13 protein-coding genes are annotated in these 17,465 nt (G+C 49.2%); 9 read left to right on the forward strand and 4 right to left on the reverse strand.

Annotated features, from left to right (window positions below; genetic code table 11):
- The first annotated feature begins 2 nt into the window (after positions 1-2).
- The 3 genes from dnaK (at position 3) to J7619_RS09220 (ending at position 3,133) form a co-directional block, all read left to right on the forward strand.
- On the forward strand, positions 3-1,913 hold the full coding sequence (dnaK, locus tag J7619_RS09210; protein ID WP_291197205.1) for a molecular chaperone DnaK: 1,911 nt from the start codon (positions 3-5) through the stop codon (positions 1,911-1,913).
- Positions 1,914-2,102: 189 nt separating this feature from the next.
- Positions 2,103-2,318, forward strand: a complete 216-nt coding sequence (locus J7619_RS09215) for a hypothetical protein (RefSeq protein ID WP_106598341.1) — start codon at positions 2,103-2,105, stop codon at positions 2,316-2,318.
- A complete protein-coding gene (locus J7619_RS09220) occupies positions 2,315-3,133 on the forward strand; it encodes an SDR family oxidoreductase (RefSeq protein WP_291197207.1) in 819 nt (272 codons plus the stop codon). Before J7619_RS09215 ends, J7619_RS09220 begins: the two co-directional genes overlap by 4 nt.
- 128 nt (positions 3,134-3,261) lie before the next feature.
- Here the strand turns inward: J7619_RS09220 and J7619_RS09225 are convergent, their stop codons facing one another.
- Positions 3,262-5,712 carry an alpha/beta hydrolase-fold protein gene (locus J7619_RS09225; RefSeq protein ID WP_291197209.1) on the reverse strand — a complete coding sequence of 817 codons (2,451 nt, stop codon included), beginning with the start codon at positions 5,710-5,712 and terminating at the stop codon, positions 3,262-3,264.
- 188 nt (positions 5,713-5,900) lie between these two features.
- Here J7619_RS09225 and J7619_RS09230 point away from each other — a divergent pair, with 188 nt between their 5' ends.
- Positions 5,901-6,269 (forward strand): VanZ family protein, encoded by a 369-nt coding sequence (locus J7619_RS09230; RefSeq protein WP_291197211.1) that lies wholly within the window; start codon positions 5,901-5,903, stop codon positions 6,267-6,269.
- Here J7619_RS09230 and pgi read toward each other — a convergent pair.
- The 3 genes from pgi to J7619_RS09245 form a co-directional block, all read right to left on the reverse strand.
- Positions 6,266-7,915 (reverse strand): glucose-6-phosphate isomerase, encoded by a 1,650-nt coding sequence (gene pgi / locus J7619_RS09235; RefSeq protein ID WP_291197213.1) that lies wholly within the window; start codon positions 7,913-7,915, stop codon positions 6,266-6,268. The genes J7619_RS09230 and pgi overlap by 4 nt on opposite strands.
- Before the next feature lie 81 nt (positions 7,916-7,996).
- Positions 7,997-8,830, reverse strand: a complete 834-nt coding sequence (locus J7619_RS09240; RefSeq protein ID WP_291197215.1) for a sugar phosphate isomerase/epimerase — start codon at positions 8,828-8,830, stop codon at positions 7,997-7,999.
- A 69-nt stretch (positions 8,831-8,899) separates the two neighbouring features.
- Complete coding sequence (locus tag J7619_RS09245; RefSeq protein WP_291197217.1) at positions 8,900-10,105, reverse strand: heparan-alpha-glucosaminide N-acetyltransferase domain-containing protein; 1,206 nt, start codon at positions 10,103-10,105, stop codon at positions 8,900-8,902.
- A 137-nt stretch (positions 10,106-10,242) separates the two neighbouring features.
- On the opposite strand from J7619_RS09245, the gene J7619_RS09250 reads away from it, so the two are divergent.
- From J7619_RS09250 to J7619_RS09270, 5 genes are read left to right on the forward strand one after another with little or no spacing between them, the layout of a single operon-like run.
- On the forward strand, positions 10,243-11,556 hold the full coding sequence (locus J7619_RS09250; protein ID WP_291197219.1) for an SWIM zinc finger domain-containing protein: 1,314 nt from the start codon (positions 10,243-10,245) through the stop codon (positions 11,554-11,556).
- The gene (locus J7619_RS09255) at positions 11,553-13,016 is read left to right on the forward strand and encodes a DUF5691 domain-containing protein (RefSeq protein WP_291197221.1); all 1,464 of its coding nucleotides are present in this window, start codon (positions 11,553-11,555) and stop codon (positions 13,014-13,016) included. Before J7619_RS09250 ends, J7619_RS09255 begins: the two co-directional genes overlap by 4 nt.
- Before the next feature lie 4 nt (positions 13,017-13,020).
- Positions 13,021-14,103, forward strand: a complete 1,083-nt coding sequence (locus J7619_RS09260; protein WP_291197223.1) for an AAA family ATPase — start codon at positions 13,021-13,023, stop codon at positions 14,101-14,103.
- A gap of 10 nt (positions 14,104-14,113) precedes the next feature.
- Positions 14,114-16,312: a DUF5682 family protein gene (locus J7619_RS09265; RefSeq protein WP_291197225.1), complete on the forward strand. Its 2,199-nt coding sequence runs from the start codon at positions 14,114-14,116 to the stop codon at positions 16,310-16,312.
- Between the two features lie 7 nt (positions 16,313-16,319).
- Entirely contained in the window at positions 16,320-17,450 is a 1,131-nt protein-coding gene (locus J7619_RS09270; protein ID WP_291197227.1) for a VWA domain-containing protein, read from the forward strand.
- Positions 17,451-17,465: the final 15 nt, after the last annotated feature.

Here is a 17,465-nt window from a genome sequence, read left to right on the forward strand (position 1 = left end):
CAATGGGAAAAATTATTGGCATAGACTTAGGAACAACGAACTCCTGCGTGGCTGTCATGGAGGGTAACGAGCCGGTTGTAATAGCCAACAGCGAAGGTGCCCGCACTACCCCTTCCGTAGTTGCATTCATGGATAATGGTGAACGCAAAATCGGAGCACCGGCCAAACGTCAGGCGATTACCAATCCCAAGCATACTATTAGCTCCATCAAAAGATTTATGGGTAAAAAATACGATGACACAACCTCTGAAATGAAGACGGTTGCGTACAGCGTAGAAAAAGGCCCTAACAATACCCCACGCATTCCTATCGGTGACCGCCTTTATACACCGCAGGAAGTTTCTGCATTCATTCTTCAAAAAATGAGACAAACTGCGGAAGACTATCTGGGTCAGGAAGTTACCGAAGCGGTGATCACCGTTCCTGCATACTTTAACGATGCGGAACGTCAGGCTACGAAAGAAGCGGGTCAGATCGCTGGTCTGGATGTAAAACGTATCATTAACGAACCTACTGCTGCTGCCCTGGCTTACGGCCTTGACAAACAGCACAAGGATATGAAAATTGCCGTGTTCGACTTGGGTGGTGGTACTTTCGACGTATCCATCCTTGAACTGGGCGATGGCGTATTCGAAGTAAAATCTACCGACGGTGATACCCACCTGGGTGGTGACGACTTCGACCAGGTGATTATCAACTGGTTGGCTGACGAATTCCAGAAAGACGAAGGCGTTGACCTGAGAAAAGATCCAATGGCGCTGCAGCGTTTGAAAGAAGCTGCTGAAAAAGCAAAAGTTGAATTGTCGAGCTCTACTCAGACTGAAATCAACTTGCCATACATCTTCCCGGTTGATGGTATTCCAAAACACTTGGTTCGTACTTTGACCCGCGCGAAATTCGAGCAACTCGCTGATTCTCTGTTCCAACGCATGATGGAACCTTGCAAGAGAGCGATGAAAAATGCCGGATATTCAAACAACGACATCGACGAAGTAATCCTCGTAGGTGGTTCGACCCGTATCCCTCGCGTACAGGAAGAAGTGGAGAAATTCTTTGGTAAAAAACCTTCGAAAAATGTTAACCCTGACGAAGCGGTGGCCGTAGGTGCTGCAATCCAGGGTGGTGTATTGACTGGTGAAGTGAAAGACGTACTCCTTTTGGACGTTATTCCTTTGTCACTCGGTATCGAAACATTGGGAGGCGTGTTCACCAAGCTGATCGAAGCGAACACAACTATTCCTTCGAAGAAAACAGAAACTTTCTCGACTGCCGCTGATAATCAGCCATCTGTGGAAATCCACGTATTGCAAGGTGAGCGTCCGCAAGCTTCAAACAACCGTACACTCGGTCGTTTCCATTTGTCCGACATTCCACCAGCACAACGCGGTGTACCTCAGATCGAAGTAACATTCGACGTGGATGCGAACGGTATCCTGCACGTTTCAGCGAAAGATAAAGGAACCGGCAAAGAGCAAAAGATCCGTATCGAAGCTTCCAGCGGTTTGACCGACGCCGAAATCAACAGAATGCGTGAAGAGGCAAAAGCCAACGAAGTTGCTGACAAAGCGGAACGTGAGAAAATCGAAAAAATCAACGGAGCTGACAGCCTGATCTTCTCAACTGAAAAACAGTTAAAAGAATATGGTGACAAACTTTCTGACAGCAACAAATCGAGCATCGAAGCTGCGCTGGCAGAATTGAAAACCGCTCACCAGTCTCAGGACCTCGCGGCTATCGACGCTGCATCCGAAAAACTGAATGCGGCATGGCAAGCTTCCGCTCAGGAAATGTACGCACAAGGTGGTGAAGGCCAACCAGGCGCAGGCGGCCCGACCGGAAACCCTGGCGCAGGTGCCAGCAACAACGGTTCGACTGACGATGTGACGGACGTCAATTTCGAAGAAGTAAAATAAGAATGAGATTAGAAAAAATCCCCGTCCGTTAAACAGATGGGGATTTTTTTTACACGCAGTGTTACATTTTGGGGTGACAAAGCGTATATAATAACAGAAAATCAGCTCCAAAGTCAGTGGCACTGATTTTTTCAATCCAAAGCAAATCTTCATCAATCTAATCAAACCACTAAAAAAATTCAGACTCCTATGGACGCAAGAATCGCATTGCCAGAATTGATGTACCTTTCTCCTACTACCCGCGAAAAAGCGGTGGCCGTCGCCCAGGAACTTTTACGATCTACCAACATCTCCCCTCGCGAGGCCGTTTCCAAAGCAATTCTGATTGCGAAAAATTGGGCGGTAAAAAATGTGAACCGCCGCGTTTGGAAAAAATTGAAAGCTGTCGAAAAAGAAATGATATGATCGAACTGAAATTCAAAGATCAGGTCGTCATCGTCACGGGATCCAGTTCCGGAATCGGTCGGGCTTGTGCATTGCATTTCGGCAACAACGGGGCGCACGTGGTTGTGAATTACAGTTCCAATGCAGCTGCCGGCCAGGAAGTTGTCGATGAAATCAAAGCCAATGGCGGAAGTGCAGTTCTGGTGAAAGCCGATGTGAGTAAGGAGGAAGATGTAAAAGCACTATTTGCCGAAACAGTCAACCAGTTTGGCCGCGTCGATGTGCTCGTCAGCAATGCCGGTTTGCAGAAAGATGCCTCATTCCTGGAAATGACTTTGGAACAATGGCAAAAAGTAATCGACGTCAACCTGACGGGCCAATTCCTTACCTGCCGCGAAGCTGCCAGGCAGTTTATCGCTCAGCAACAGGCAGTTACTGAAACCAATCACAGCGAATTGGCGATCGGAAAAATTGTATTGATGAGCTCCGTACATGACGTGATCCCCTGGGCGGGGCATGTCAACTACGCTGCTTCGAAGGGTGGCGTGATGATGTTCATGAAATCCATATCGCAGGAGCTTGCGCCATACAAAATTCGTGTGAACTCGGTAAGCCCTGGCGCAATCAAAACGCCCATCAACCAGGAGGTATGGTCAGATCCCGAAAAGTATCAAAGTTTGCTTCACCTGATTCCCTACAAAAGGATCGGTACCGCACAAGATGTTGCCAAAGCAGTTGCCTGGCTGGCATCGGATGACTCGGATTATGTCAATGGCGAAACATTGTACATTGATGGTGGGATGACATTATATCCCGAATTCGCCGATAATGGTTAGGAGCTATAAGCGATAGGCTGTAAGCTATAAGCAAAATAGTTAAAGGCTATATGTGAAGTCGGGCATCATAACCGATTCACATATAGCCTTTTAGCTTAAAACCTACCGCTTAAAGCTTACAGCCCTATCTATTGCTCCACAAACTCCCCACGCTCCACCGACCAGTCGTTTCCGAAAAATCCGGACATTTTCACGCCCTTGATTCCGTTCTTCAACATATCAGCCGAGAATATCATCAGATCCGGGAACCCGCTACCGCCGCTGAAATACTGGTTGGCATTCGCTGCCTGAAAGCCTGCCTTGCCAGTTCCGGAAATGACCGTTACCGAAGCGCTCTTACTATCCGACCTCGGATAAATGAAGTAGGCAGCCAGATCGTTACCTGTAAATTGTTTCCCACCGACATCGATCTTGCCGCTTGTTACGGTTACCGGACAATTTTTCAGGACCTTATCCCATGCGAGGTTGGTACTTTTGTTGCCATAAAGTATCACACCTCTATCCTTAAACTGCTGTGGATCAAAGTCTTTGTCCGAAATGATATCCACCGCACCGTTGCCACGGTAGTACCATGACTCCGCATCGAATGTCGCCTTCTCGAATGCCCAGGCCTTCTCCTCAGCATTTCCACCCGTCGCGTACACGTATACCATGCGGTTTCTGAATGCATCTTTCAATGTGCCACTACGCTCCGGGTTTTTCTCCATTGACGCAGGCGCAACCGCCTCCTTCCAGTCGCCGTCGTTTTTCAGGTAAATGGTTTCATTTCCCTTCACCATATATTCGACCGGCGCTTTTCCGTCCAGCACAATATTTAATTTTGAACCGGGTGCGAATGCGCCAAGGTCCAATGAAAGCAAAGATACGTTCTCGGTAGTCCCTTCAATTCTCGAATCTTTTTTACTGCTAGTCAACTTTATCTGACTGTATTTCAATGCATTGATTTGCTGATGTATCCCTGCCCAGCGCATACGCGAAGAGACACCGGGGTTAGCCGTTTTGAAATCGATCGAGGTTACTGTTGTATCCTTGGGGATTGAATGCCAGCTGAAAAAGTTGAAGATTGGTGGCCAGTCCACACTAATGTCTCCATACCAATGCTCGCCACCAATGTGCTCATAGTAGCTAAAATCGCGGTGGAATTTTCCGAGAATGTCGCGCATCTGGCGCGCGTACGTAACGGGTACGGTCCTGTCCGCGTCCCCGTGCGCGATGTACACGCCCAGACTTTTGTAGTTGGAAGTCAATGCCAAAACATTGCTTGGATTACTCGCTCTCAGCAACATAGCTTCAATCGGCGACCCGGCGCTATCGGGGATCACACCATCGTGCGAACCATAAGCGGCCAACGTAGGATAGCCTGCGGATGGAGCAATCGCTGCCCATTTTTCCGGATAGGTTGCGCCCAGGAACCAGGTGCCATGCCCACCCATAGAATGACCGGTCAGGTATATACGAGATGGGTCCGGGTTGAATTGCTTCTTCGCAATACCCAGTACTTCCAATGCATCCATCCGTCCCCAGTCTTCCCAGTTGAATCCGCGCGGACGTCGGTTTGTGGGCGCCACGAGTACTCCCCAATCTTTGGGTTTGTATGCACGGGCCTGGCTAATCGCCTGCACCTCAGCGCCATGCACTGAGAAAAACAATGCCGGTTGCCCATTCGAATCATTTTTGATCTGCGGGGAAACAGCATAGTATTGCACGCTGCCATCCAGCTCGCTCACAAATGTGCGGCTGAATTGCTTCCCCGTCTCTACCGACTGGATTGCAATTTTCGACTGATCGATAACTTTATCACTTTGCAGCAAGTTGAGCGAAACCTCATTCTTGCCGATACCTGTAACCTTGCTGCCGTCTATAAGCACTCCCACTTTCCGCAATGTCATAGCCGGTACCGATGGAAGTTTTGTTACAATGTCCTTTCCAGCTACGGCCGTTTTCATTTCCAGACCGGCCAATGGCTTTCTGGTCATGTTCGAGATCACTACGCCTGTCCATAGTGAATCATTTTTGAAACCGGGAACCACATCGGAAATCGTAAGATCCTCTGTATTAATGGAAACTGCCTTTTCAGGAAAAGTGAGATTGGCCGTTATGCCGCCAAAACGTCCGAAGCGCGCCACCCGTGCGTAGATTTCATTCTTCCCTTTTTTAAGGACAATTGGTAAATGCATCCAACCGTAACGGTACATGTCACCTCCACGCGGAACGCCATTCAGGAAAATCATATCCTGACCGGTAATCGTCAGAATTGCCGTTTGTTCTTTTTTAGATTCGTAAGTCAGATAAACATATCCGTTGGAAAATGAATCACCACGGAAACGGTGTGTCGAGTCGGTCTGCACTTTTTTCCACTTAATCTCTCCTCCTTTGGGATCTGTCAATAAAATACTTCCTTCTTGTGGTTTGAGTGTACCTTTGTAAAGTTGATAAGCCAGTTGGTCGGTATACAATGCTTCCCGCCCGTATTGATGGCATGGGCCAACAGCCAGTCCTTCCTCAAAATGGTAAACCGATTGTGCCTGGTTTTGGGAAAAAATAAATAGTAGTGAGAGTGTCGCAAAAATCCTTTTCATGGAAAGAGGTTTAGTGATCAGAGAGAATTAAACTTAATAAAAAATATTAAGAATAGTACTCCCAATTTTTAATTAACTCATAATTCAGTAAAATGCCCTCAAAACTGGCTCAAATGACCCTTTTTTAGTTGTCGCGTTGCCATAATTCAAAAAATGAGACGTAACTTTCGGTGTACAATTTCACAACTATGACCTCAAAATTTTCACAATCGACGATTCAATTTATTGCTCAGCGTCAATGGCTTATCTGGTTTTGGAGTTTTCTAATCTTGGTTGCGTGCACTTGGCCGGGCAAAGACATACCCGCTGCTCCCGTCGTAGGTTTTGATAAAATTGTCCACTCGGGACTCTTTACGGTGTGGGCGATTCTCGCGCTGATTATTTACCCTGAAAAAAGCCGTTTGGTGGTGGGGTTGGGAATGGCTTACGGGCTGGGGCTGGAATTTTACCAGCAGCTTCTGCCATTCGACCGCACTTTTGACTGGTGGGACGCCGTGGCAGATGCTGCTGGTGTATTAATCGGTTATCTTTTCACAAAACTGGTGCTGAAAAACTAGCGCCAGCGTTTGTATTGGTTGATCAAACCGTTTGTAGAACTATCGTGGTTGGTAACAGGCCAGTCGTTTTGCAACTCGGGGTAAATTTTGTTGGCCAATTGTTTGCCCAGCTCGACACCCCATTGGTCAAAGCTGTAAATGTTCCAAATGATACCTTGAACGAAAATCTTGTGCTCGTACATCGCGATCAGGCTTCCCAGTACTTTCGGGGTGATCTTCTTCACGAGGATCGAGTTGGTTGGGCGGTTACCTGAGAAAACTTTGAACGGAGCGATCTGCTCGATCTCCGCATCGCTCTTTCCGGCAGCTTTCAGTTCGGCGCGGACTTCCTCGTCCGTCTTGCCGTTCATCAATGCTTCAGTCTGAGCGAAGAAGTTGGACAGCAACATTTTGTGGTGCTCGCCCAGCGGATTGTGACTGATGGCCGGTGCGATGAAATCGCAAGGGATCAGTTTGGTACCCTGGTGGATCAGCTGGTAAAATGCGTGCTGACCATTGGTACCCGGCTCACCCCAAATCACCGGACCAGTTTGGTAACCCACAGGCTTACCATCACGACCGGTGCTCTTTCCATTACTTTCCATATCGCCCTGCTGGAAGTAAGCCGCGAAACGGTGCATGTACTGATCGTAAGGAAGGATCGCCTGCGTTTGCGCGTCGAAGAAATCGTTGTACCAGATTCCGATCAATGCAAGAATCACCGGAATGTTACGTTCCAGTTTAGTCGTGCGGAAATGTTTGTCCATCTCGTGCGCGCCTGCGAGCAACTGCTCGAAATTCTGGAAACCCACGTAACAAGCGATCGACAAACCAATGGCCGACCAGAGCGAGTAGCGACCTCCTACCCAATCCCAGAAACCGAACATGTTTTCCGGATCAATTCCGAATTTCTCCACTTCCACGCGGTTGGTAGAAATCGCGACGAAATGCTTTTTCACATGTTCTTCATCCGAAGCCTTTTCCAGGAACCAGCTACGTGCGCTGTGCGCATTCGCCATCGTTTCCTGCGTGGTAAAAGTCTTGGACGCGATCATGAACAAAGTCGTCTCGGGGTTAAGCGACTTCACGGTTTCGGCAATGTGCGTTCCGTCTACGTTGGACACGAAATGCACATTCAGTCCATTTTTCGCATAAGCTTTCAGCGCCTCGGTCACCATTACGGGGCCCAGGTCGCTGCCGCCGATACCGATGTTCACGATGTCGGTGATTTCCTTTCCGGTGTAACCCTTCCACGCGCCCGAACGCACCCGCGTCGAGAAATCCTTCATTTTCGCAAGTACCTCATTCACATCCGGCATCACATCCTTGCCATCCACGAGCACGGGCTCGTTGGACCGGTTGCGCAATGCGGTGTGCAAAACGGCACGTCCTTCGGTCGCATTGATTTTCGCGCCGGTGAACATCGCCTCGATCGCCTCGGCCAGGCCCGCCTCTTCGGCCAACTGAACCAGGTAAGAGCGCGTACGCGAGGTAATGCGGTTTTTGGAATAATCCAGCAATATGTCCCCGAAACGGATGGAGAACTTTTTATGACGGTCGGTGTCTTCCTCGAAAAGTGTTTTTAAATGCTTTTGCGAAATGGTTTTGTGATGCGTTTTCAGCTTTTTATAAGCCGCCAACTGATCAAAGGGGACGTTTGATAGCATTAGTTTTGGCGTTATGGTAAAAAATCAAACCTTGGTCATGCAAAAATAGGGTTTTACGGCACTTAATGCGCGTTTTCCTCATTAACTCGCCTGGCAAACTCCCCGGAAATAGCCGACCGACTCGGCGATACCGGCCAGCGGTTCTTTCATATCTTTCTCATATTCAAGGCTGCACGACCCTGTATATTTCACTTTGCGCAGCATTTTTACAAATGCAGGAATATCAATAATTCCTCTTCCCAATTCGCAGGTTTTACCATCCTTGGTAGCAGCCGTGACATTTTTGAGGTGAATGTCGAAAATGCGTTTGCTGTATTTGCCCAGATCAGCGACCGAGTCCTGGTTGTCGCGGCGGTTGTGCCCCATATCAAAACAAAGCCCTACCCGTGGATCGAGATCCTTCACATGGTTGTACACCGAAGTCGCATTTGGATACAGCTTGTCTTCCGGCCCATGGTTGTGGATGGCGTAGCGGATATTGTACTCCTTCACTTTCTGCTCTACATATTTCAGATCGTCGTGATTAGGAATACCGACGATCAAATCCACACCCACCCTTTTGGCATAATCGAATGCATCGTCGATTTCCTGATGGGTCTTGGTATAAATCGGCCCCACCGCGTAACCGGTCACATCGGCGTCTTTCAACTTCTGGTGAAACGCCGTAATCTGCTCGGCCGTGCTATTGTAAGGCAAATGGAAATCCTTGATACACAAATAATGAACATCTGTCTTCTTCATCATTTCGAGCGCCTCGTCGAGTTTGAAATGAACAAAGCTGTAACCGGCCATACCGAGCTTGAAAGTATCCTCTTTTTTAGCCGGAGCAGCATTGCTTTTCTCCGGAAGTGAAATGATACTGCCGGCGATTAGCCCCGCGATACCTTTTTTGACAAATGTTCTTCTCGAATTCATTCTATTTAAATTAAAAGTAATTGCTGTATAGATAAAAGACGAAGACTCGCCGATTTACCACCTATCGACTCAAATCTTAAGTTTTACACCAACCCTGTTGATCGCCCCGGTAAGCAAAATGACCAGCAATGAAAAACAGGCGGATTTCACAAGGCCGATCAATCCGGTGCGCAGAAACATGGGGAGGCTGATGCCGGCCAGGGTGATAACGGCGTACCATATATAAGGAATCAGGTAGCAGGTGAGTGTAGCCGTTCCGGCAGGGCTGATGATGTTCGCCCATTTTTTAATCTTTTTCAGATCAACCAGCCAGAACAGGAATGCAAACGCCAAAAAGCTGATACCCGAACAAATGCCCACCCAAGCCGGCGTAGCCCTGATTTTTGAAATACCCCAAAATGGCCGGGTGCCGACGCCATATGCCAAACATATCAATCCCAAAACAACGAGCATCACGAGATACGTGCTACCCACTGCATTTCGGCTGACACTATTCCGGTAAATCACCGAAGCAACAACACCCCCCATCACAAAAGCCGGCATCGACCCGCTGCCTACAATCCAGACAAACTTTCTGACCGGATCGAGAAAGTCCAGTGCACCCGCATAGTCGGCCAGATTGAACAGGACAAAAAACAACCATCCACCGATCGCCCACGAGAGTCGGTCACGCGTAGGCAGATACGCGAGCGAACCGAGCAGGTACGACCAGCCGATGAGGCCCAATATCCCGTACCAGTGCGTTCCCATCCAGGATGGATTCCCGGCGTCGCCACCTTTGTAAATTACTGCCAACGCCACCAATAGCAGGTAGCCCGCTATCTTCAATGCATTATAAAATCCTTTCTTCTCCGGGGACTGAGGGTAAACATTCCATATGAGAAAAAAAGCAATCACCATGCCGATTTCCCAGATGTACTTATTGACCACCATCGCGTCGCCCGCAATATTTTCGTAGTTCACGATGAATACGCCCATGAGCAGCAACGCAAATGTACGCTCCGTAATATGCCTGATAATCAATGCATCAGAATCCCCCTTCTTCTTGCGATTAGCGATAGCGAAGGGAATCGAAAGGCCGACAATAAACAAGAATCCGGGGAATACGACGTCCGAAAGACCCATTGCATCTTCGGCCGCTTTACTGTGTTTCAACCAATCGGGAACGTCTTCCAGCGTCCAAAGGTCATTGACGAAAATCATTAAAAACATGGTGACCGCCCTGAATACGTCGATCGAATCCAGGCGGAGCGAGGGGGAGGAAATTTTGTTCATCAGAAGGTTTGGTTTAGGAAGACCTAATATAATCGATTTTCGCCTCCGGATAGCATATGAGGAGCATTTGCTCATTTACCTGAATTTTATTCCCCGCAATTTCTATTTTTGACTTTCCGATTAAAGAGATCATTTTAATGCAATATACCCGCGAACAGATTCTTCAACTCGCACCCGACAGTGCTTCTGCGAAGGCAGGCCTGCAATTAGCCACTCATCACAAATGGGTTACCAGGGCTTGTAACGACGTGGCAATCTGGGGCGAATGCCACGGCAGTGGTAAAAATCCCTATCAGACCGCCATCGACCTGACTAACATTGCGTTCAAATGCAACTGTCCCAGCCGGAAGTTTCCCTGTAAACACGGTTTGGGATTGTTTTTACTTTTTTCCGAAGATCGTACCGCATTTACCACTGGTGAAGAATTACCGGCTTATGTTACGGAATGGCTTTCGAAACGACAGGCACGGGAGACAGCCCGCGAAACGACACAAGAAAAACCTGTGGACGAAACCGCCCGTATCAAACGCGCGGAGTCGCGGGAAAAGAAGGTGAATGGTGGTATTGAAGAAATACGTGCCTGGCTGGGTGATGTTATACGCGCGGGCATTGCGCACATACCTCAGCAGGCCTACCAATTTCACAGCAACATTACCGCCCGGATGGTAGATGCACAAGCGGGTGGGCTCGCTAGCCAGCTGCGTCAAATCAACGAAATCAACTTTTTCAACGATGGCTGGCAAAAACAGCTGTTGAAAAAACTATCAGGTATTTATATGATATCGGAGGGATATCTTAATCGTGATACGCTGCCAGCCGGGACTGCCCGGGACATATCCACGCTGATCGGCTGGACGATTTCCAAGGAAGAAGTTTCACAAACAGAGCCCGTTACCGATAACTGGATTGTCTTGTCGGTAACCATGACCGAGGAAAGCAATGTAACTACGGAGCGAATATGGCTGTACGGCCTGAGAACTAAACAGTTTGCCCTGTTATTGAATTTTTACGCCGGAAACCAGCCGTATCAGACAATACTCGTTCCGGGTTTGCAAATAGATGCCGATATCGTGTATTACCCCGCCTCCGTCCCCATGCGTGCGCTCATTCGCGAGCAACGTCCTGTGACCGATCGCTCGATGCATGCAAATATACCCAACTCATTTTCAATCATATACAATAACATCTCGGATACATTAAGCCGTAACCCGTTTATAGAGCAGATACCATTTATGATCGAAGATGTGAAAGCCACGCTCACGAGCGACCGTTGGTTCGTGACCGACCTGGAAGGGTTAAGCGTTCCGATATCGAATCCCGAAGACGAATGCTGGAATATGCTTGCATTTTCCGGTGGGCGCCGGTTTTCAACCTTCGGTGTTTGTGATCAGGGCCAATTCGATTTACATTTCATCTCCGCGGCCCGGCAGGGCATTTTCCTTAAATCATGAATACAGAAATATTGAAGGCGGCATTGCTGGGCACCGACAGGTACATCCCCGAAATACCGAAAGGAGCGCCGGAGATTTATACCAAGATAGATGCATTGCCGACAAGCAAGGAAGACCGCTTTCTGAAGATGGCATTTGTGTCGTTACTTTACGAAGAGGCTGGTGCCAAACCACTTGTCATAGATTCGCAATTACCGGAATGCCCGCCCGAACCGCAGGCGATCGTCACCAGTCAGCTCGCTGCCTTGGTGCAATCAGCCATCGCAGATCAGAATGAGGTCTTATTCGCATTTCTGGTGTTCAGGATTGCGCAACGGAACGAAGTGATTCAGGCACAACTTGTTCCCGGCATTCTCGACAAGGCACTTGAAAAAAAGTATGACAAACAAAAGCTAATCCGTATTTGTGGGAAGACCGGCGAATGGCTTTGCGGCCTGAATCCGCGTTGGAAAGTTTTGCGGGACGGTACGACCGAAGATGAGAATGTTTGGGACATCGGGTCGATAGAAAGCAGAAAAGGGTTCCTTTCCGCGTTGCGCAAAAAAGACCCCGGTGCAGCCATTATACTGCTGGAAAGTACATTCACCCAGGAAAATGCCAACAACCGGCTGGCATTTTTGCAATTACTGCACGACGGGCTGTCGCTCTCGGACGAACCTTTTCTTCAAAAACTGATCACTGACAAAAGTCAGAAAGTACGGGAAGTCGCTATTGGATTGCTTCGGCAGATTCAGGGCTCGGCCATCAATCGCTATCATCTCGAATGTCTGCGCCGGATGATAGAGGTTCGTGAAGAAAGGCATTTGCTGGTTACAAAGAAAAAGAAGCTTGTTATTGCTGAGGACGTGACGTTCGAAGAAAACATCTTTAAAACAGGTATTGAAAAGGTAAGTGCTGAAAAAGGCGTTCAGGACCATGTATTCATCGCAGGGCAGCTGCTTTCGTTGGCGGATCCGGTAGAACTATCTAATATGCTGAATATAAGCGAACAAAGCTTAATTACATTATTCCTAGACCACCCCGCGGCTAAGGTGCTGCTACCGTTCCTCACCTCTTCGGCCATTCGGTTCAAATGTAAATCCTGGGCGCTGGCGCTGCTGCACCGCGGGGATGCACGCGACATCGGGTTACTGGATGCGCTGGAAGAGTCAGAGCGATTGCCGTTTTACCTGCAATTTTTAAACGGTAATGCCGCTAACCTGTTTGCATATCTGCTGAACGACGCCTATTCGCTCCTACCCGCGCGGCTGGCCGAACAATTGCTCGACCACCTCTCAAAGTTCCCTTACCACATCAACCAGGGAACCTACCAACGCCTTGGATTGCAGCTACCTGACAGCACAATGCCCATTCTGAAAAAATATGCCGACGATCCCCGGCAGGACTACCCATTTAGATATTTTAAAAACCAGGTATTAGAAATGATGCGCTTGGTCGAACTAAGAAAAAAAATTGCTTAAAAACATGTCACAAAATATTTTACGACAGACCGCCGAAGCGCAGTTCGCGCAGGAAATCGAGGAGATAAAAAAACAAGACAAACACGCACGGCCCGAAAACTGGTTACTATCGCCACATGCGGTGGTAACATACCTCATGGGCGGAAAGCTAGCTAATGGATTTCATGTATCGCCCAAATACATCGGCAACCGCAGGCTCATGGAAATCGCCGTGGCAACCCTCACTACGGATCGTGCGCTGTTGCTGTACGGTTTGCCGGGAACAGCCAAATCCTGGGTTTCCGAGCACATAAGTGCAGCCATTTCGGAAGACTCCGGTCTTGTGATCCAGGGAACTGCCGGTACCAGTGAAGAATCCGTGCGGTATGGCTGGAACTATGCACAACTGCTTTCCGCCGGGCCCGTACCCGAGGCCATTGTCGAAACGCCTGTGATGCGGGGAATGAAAGAAGGCAAAATTGTGCGTGTGGAAGAGCTTACGCGCATCGGCTCGGATGTGCAGGATAGCCTCATCACCATTCTTTCCGAAAAGATGCTCCCGATTCCGGAGCTGAATACCAAGGTGATGGCAGTTCGCGGTTTCAATATCATTGCTACCGCCAACAACCGCGACAAGGGTGTCAATGACTTGTCGAGTGCATTGAAGCGCAGGTTCAATACAGTAATTTTACCAGTACCGGAGACAGTCGAAGAAGAAGTGGAAATCGTGCAGCAGCGAGTTGCGAGTTTCAGCAAATCGATCGATCTGGCTATTGAAAAACCAATTTTGGAAGAGATCAGCCGCGTCGTCACAGTCTTCCGCGAGTTGCGCAGCGGAGTTTCCGCTGACGGCAAGACAAAGCTCAAATCCCCTTCCGGCACATTGAGCACAGCGGAGGCTATATCGGTGATGAACAGCGGGTTATCGCTGGCTTACCATTTCGGCGACGCAAGCCTGAAAGCCGATGATCTGGCAAGCGGACTTATCGGCGCGATCATCAAAGATCCGATACAGGACAAGATCGTATTCCAGGAATATATGGAAACCGTGCTCAAACAACGCGATGGTTGGAAAGATATTTACAGGGCTTGCAGGGAAATAATCTGACCAGAATTCTATGTCCGTTCATCTTTTAGGGGTCAGGCACCACGGCCCCGGCTCGTCACGGCATGTGCTGAATGCATTGGCGGAAATTCAGCCGGATATCGTCCTGATCGAAGGCCCGCCCGAAGGCGAAGCCATGCTGTCGTGGGCGACGCACGCGGATATGCAGCCGCCGGTAGCGCTGTTGGCCTACGTCCCCGACAATCCCCAACAGGCCGTATTCTATCCTTTTACCGTTCACAGCCCGGAATGGAATTCCATCCTGTACGCGCTACGGAACCAAATTCCCGTGCGTTTCATCGACATGCCGCTGGCACACGGTTTTGCGATGGAATGGCAGGAAACCTCGCTAAACAGCAAAAAGTCCGAACTCACGGAGCATGTACGGAAAAACCCTATCTCTTACCTGGCCGAAATAGCGGGTTTCGATGATCCGGAAGAATGGTGGGAACATCGTTTCGAGATCGTACAGCAGCCCTACGAAGTTTTCGAGGCGATCGCGGAAAGTATGACAGCCCTCCGGCAAACCTTACCAGCCGACGACCGCCGGGAGGAAATTCGGGAAGCATTTATGCGAAAATCGATTCGCATTGCGCAGAAAGAAGGTTTTGAAAGAATAGCAGTGATCTGTGGCGCCTGGCATGTACCGGCGCTGGCACATTTGCCAAAACAACGGGAAGATGACGCGCTGTTGAAAAATCTTCCTAAAACCAAAGTAGAAAGCACCTGGATTCCCTGGACAAACGACCGGATGGCGTTTGAAAGCGGTTATGGAGCCGGCGTGGAATCGCCGGGTTGGTATATGCACCATTGGAAGCATCCCGACGACCACGGTACTTTGTGGCTTTCACATACCGCGCATGTATTTCGCGAGAACCATGTCGATATCTCCTCAGCGCACATCATTGAGGCGGTAAGATTGGCCGGTGCATTGGCGGGCTTGCGAAATCTGTCGCGCCCCGGCCTGAAAGAGCTCAACGAGGCCACAGTAGCAGTGATGTGCATGGGTGAGCCCGTACTGATGAAAGTCATTTACCGGGAACTGATTGTCGGTAAGGCCTTCGGGCAAATACCCGAAGGAACCCCGCAGGTACCGCTCCAACGCGACCTGGAAATGCTTGCCAAGCGATTCAGGATCAAGGTAGTGCCGGAACAAAAAACATTGAAGCTGGATTTGCGGGAAGAAAATGATCTGCAAAAGAGCATTTTGCTGCACCGTTTGCAACTCCTCGATATTAACTGGGGTACCATGGAAACCGTCAGCGGAAAAGGCACATTCAAAGAAGAATGGACGCTCCGCTGGTACCCCGAACTGACGATCAAACTCCTGGAAAAAGCTCCATGGGGCAATACCATTGAAGAAGCCGCCACAAAATACCTCAAAAGTACCGCTGGGAAATGTGCGCGACTGGATGAGATCACGCCGCTGGTGCAAAATGCGATTCCAGCCGACTTACCGGTGGCGCTCGGCGCCGTCATGCAAAAAATGGATGAGCTGGCAGCAACGACCTCTGATATTTCCATGCTGATGGACGCATTCGCGCCGCTCGCGCAGGTGAGTCGGTACGGTAATGTGCGCAAGACCGATCGTGAAAGCATCGACCTGATCGTGACAACCATCTTCTATCGGATTATTGCAGGCTTGCCGGCTGGTTGCACCGGCATCGACGATGAACAGGCTGCAGTGATGACCGACAAGATCAAGGATGTTAACCAGGCAATTTTAATGCTTGAAAAACAGGATCTGACGGAAGGCTGGACAACAACACTCGAAACGATATTTCATTCCGACCGCTCGGCGCCATTTATCCAGGGGTATTGTTGCAAGGCATTGTATGACAACCGCCTGCTCGACATGGACAGCACTTTCAATGCATTTTCAAAAGCATTATCACTTAACAATGAGCCATCGGCTTCTGCCAACTGGCTGGAAGGCTTTTTGAACGACGCCGCCACCGTGTTGATCCTGGACGACGTGATCTGGGGCGTAGTAAATGACTGGCTGCTGTCGCTGAACGACGAGACATTTCTACAAGTGGTACCATTACTACGGCGCACCTTCGCCAATTTCAGCAATGTGGAAAAACGAAAAATCGCTGGGCGCGCAAAGCAGGGCCAATCCGGAAAATTAATCCCCCAAATAATCGACATCGATCCTCAAAGAGCTGCGCAGGTGTTTCCGATACTTGAGTTGCTTATGGCTATTAAATAGAAATGAGATGAATGAAAATGCTGTAAAAAGGTGGCGGCTTGTACTAGGCAAAGAAACTCAGGACGAATTGGAATACACGTTCACCAGAGAAGAGTCCGGGATTGACCGGACGTTGGAAGCGCTTTACAATTCGGACAGGAAGGGAGGGTTGGGTGCTTCGTCACCCAATGTGTCCCGGTGGCTCGGCGATATCCGCGAGTACTTCCCGACATCGATTGTGAAGATCATGCAGCAGGACGCATTGAAACGGCTGAAATTAACTTCCATGCTCACCGAGCCCGAAATGCTCGAAACCATTGTGCCGGATATCCAGCTCGTTGCCAATCTTATGACATTGGGCAAACTCATTCCTGAAAAAACCAAAGCGACGGCTCGCGAGGTGATCCGGAAGGTTGTCGACCAGCTGATGCAGAAACTCGCCGGTCCCACACAGCAGGCCATAACCGGAAGCCTCAACCGCGCGGTGCGAAACATCCGGCCACGTCATAACGAGATCAACTGGAATGAAACGATACGCAAAAACCTGAAACACTATCAACCAGATTATCAGACAATTATACCCGAAGTAAAAATAGGTTATGGTAGGAAGAGAAAGGCATTGAAGGACGTAGTTTTATGCATCGACCAGAGCGGCTCGATGGGAACATCGGTGATCTACTCAGGTATTTTTGGCTCCGTCATGGCGTCTATGCCGGCAGTAAACACCAAAATGGTTGTATTTGATACGTCCGTAGCCGACCTGACAGAAGAGCTTAACGATCCGGTCGATCTGCTGTTTGGCGTGCAACTGGGAGGCGGTACAGATATTCACAAGGCGCTTAGCTACTGTCAGCAACTGGTTACCCGTCCGCTCGATACGGTGCTGGTGCTCATTAGTGACTTGTACGAAGGTGGCAATGAAATTGAAATGCGTAAAAAAGTGGCGCAGTTGGTTGATACGGGTGTCCAGATAGTCACTTTGTTGGCGCTCAACGACGAAGGAGCGCCTTTTTACGATCACAAAAATGCCGAATTCTTTGCCGGTCTCGGAATACCAGTCTTCGCCTGCACGCCCGACCAGTTCCCCGACCTGATGGCTGCCGCATTGAGTAAGCAGGATATTGCCGCATGGGCAGGTAAAAATGATATCAAACTCTGATCGCCGTTTGTGGGT

The sequence above is a fragment of the Dyadobacter sp. genome, from assembly GCF_017744695.1.
Lineage (GTDB): Bacteria > Bacteroidota > Bacteroidia > Cytophagales > Spirosomataceae > Dyadobacter.

Coding starts and splice junctions, on each gene's coding strand:
- J7619_RS09225 (WP_291197209.1), bottom strand. CDS start 5,712: ATGAAAAGGATTTTTGCGACACTCTCACTACTATTTATTTTTTCCCAA.
- J7619_RS09250 (WP_291197219.1), top strand. CDS start 10,243: ATGCAATATACCCGCGAACAGATTCTTCAACTCGCACCCGACAGTGCT.
- J7619_RS09255 (WP_291197221.1), top strand. CDS start 11,553: ATGAATACAGAAATATTGAAGGCGGCATTGCTGGGCACCGACAGGTAC.
- J7619_RS09245 (WP_291197217.1), bottom strand. CDS start 10,105: ATGAACAAAATTTCCTCCCCCTCGCTCCGCCTGGATTCGATCGACGTA.
- pgi (WP_291197213.1), bottom strand. CDS start 7,915: ATGCTATCAAACGTCCCCTTTGATCAGTTGGCGGCTTATAAAAAGCTG.
- J7619_RS09270 (WP_291197227.1), top strand. CDS start 16,320: ATGAATGAAAATGCTGTAAAAAGGTGGCGGCTTGTACTAGGCAAAGAA.
- J7619_RS09220 (WP_291197207.1), top strand. CDS start 2,315: ATGATCGAACTGAAATTCAAAGATCAGGTCGTCATCGTCACGGGATCC.
- J7619_RS09265 (WP_291197225.1), top strand. CDS start 14,114: ATGTCCGTTCATCTTTTAGGGGTCAGGCACCACGGCCCCGGCTCGTCA.
- J7619_RS09215 (WP_106598341.1), top strand. CDS start 2,103: ATGGACGCAAGAATCGCATTGCCAGAATTGATGTACCTTTCTCCTACT.
- J7619_RS09260 (WP_291197223.1), top strand. CDS start 13,021: ATGTCACAAAATATTTTACGACAGACCGCCGAAGCGCAGTTCGCGCAG.
- J7619_RS09240 (WP_291197215.1), bottom strand. CDS start 8,830: ATGAATTCGAGAAGAACATTTGTCAAAAAAGGTATCGCGGGGCTAATC.
- dnaK (WP_291197205.1), top strand. CDS start 3: ATGGGAAAAATTATTGGCATAGACTTAGGAACAACGAACTCCTGCGTG.
- J7619_RS09230 (WP_291197211.1), top strand. CDS start 5,901: ATGACCTCAAAATTTTCACAATCGACGATTCAATTTATTGCTCAGCGT.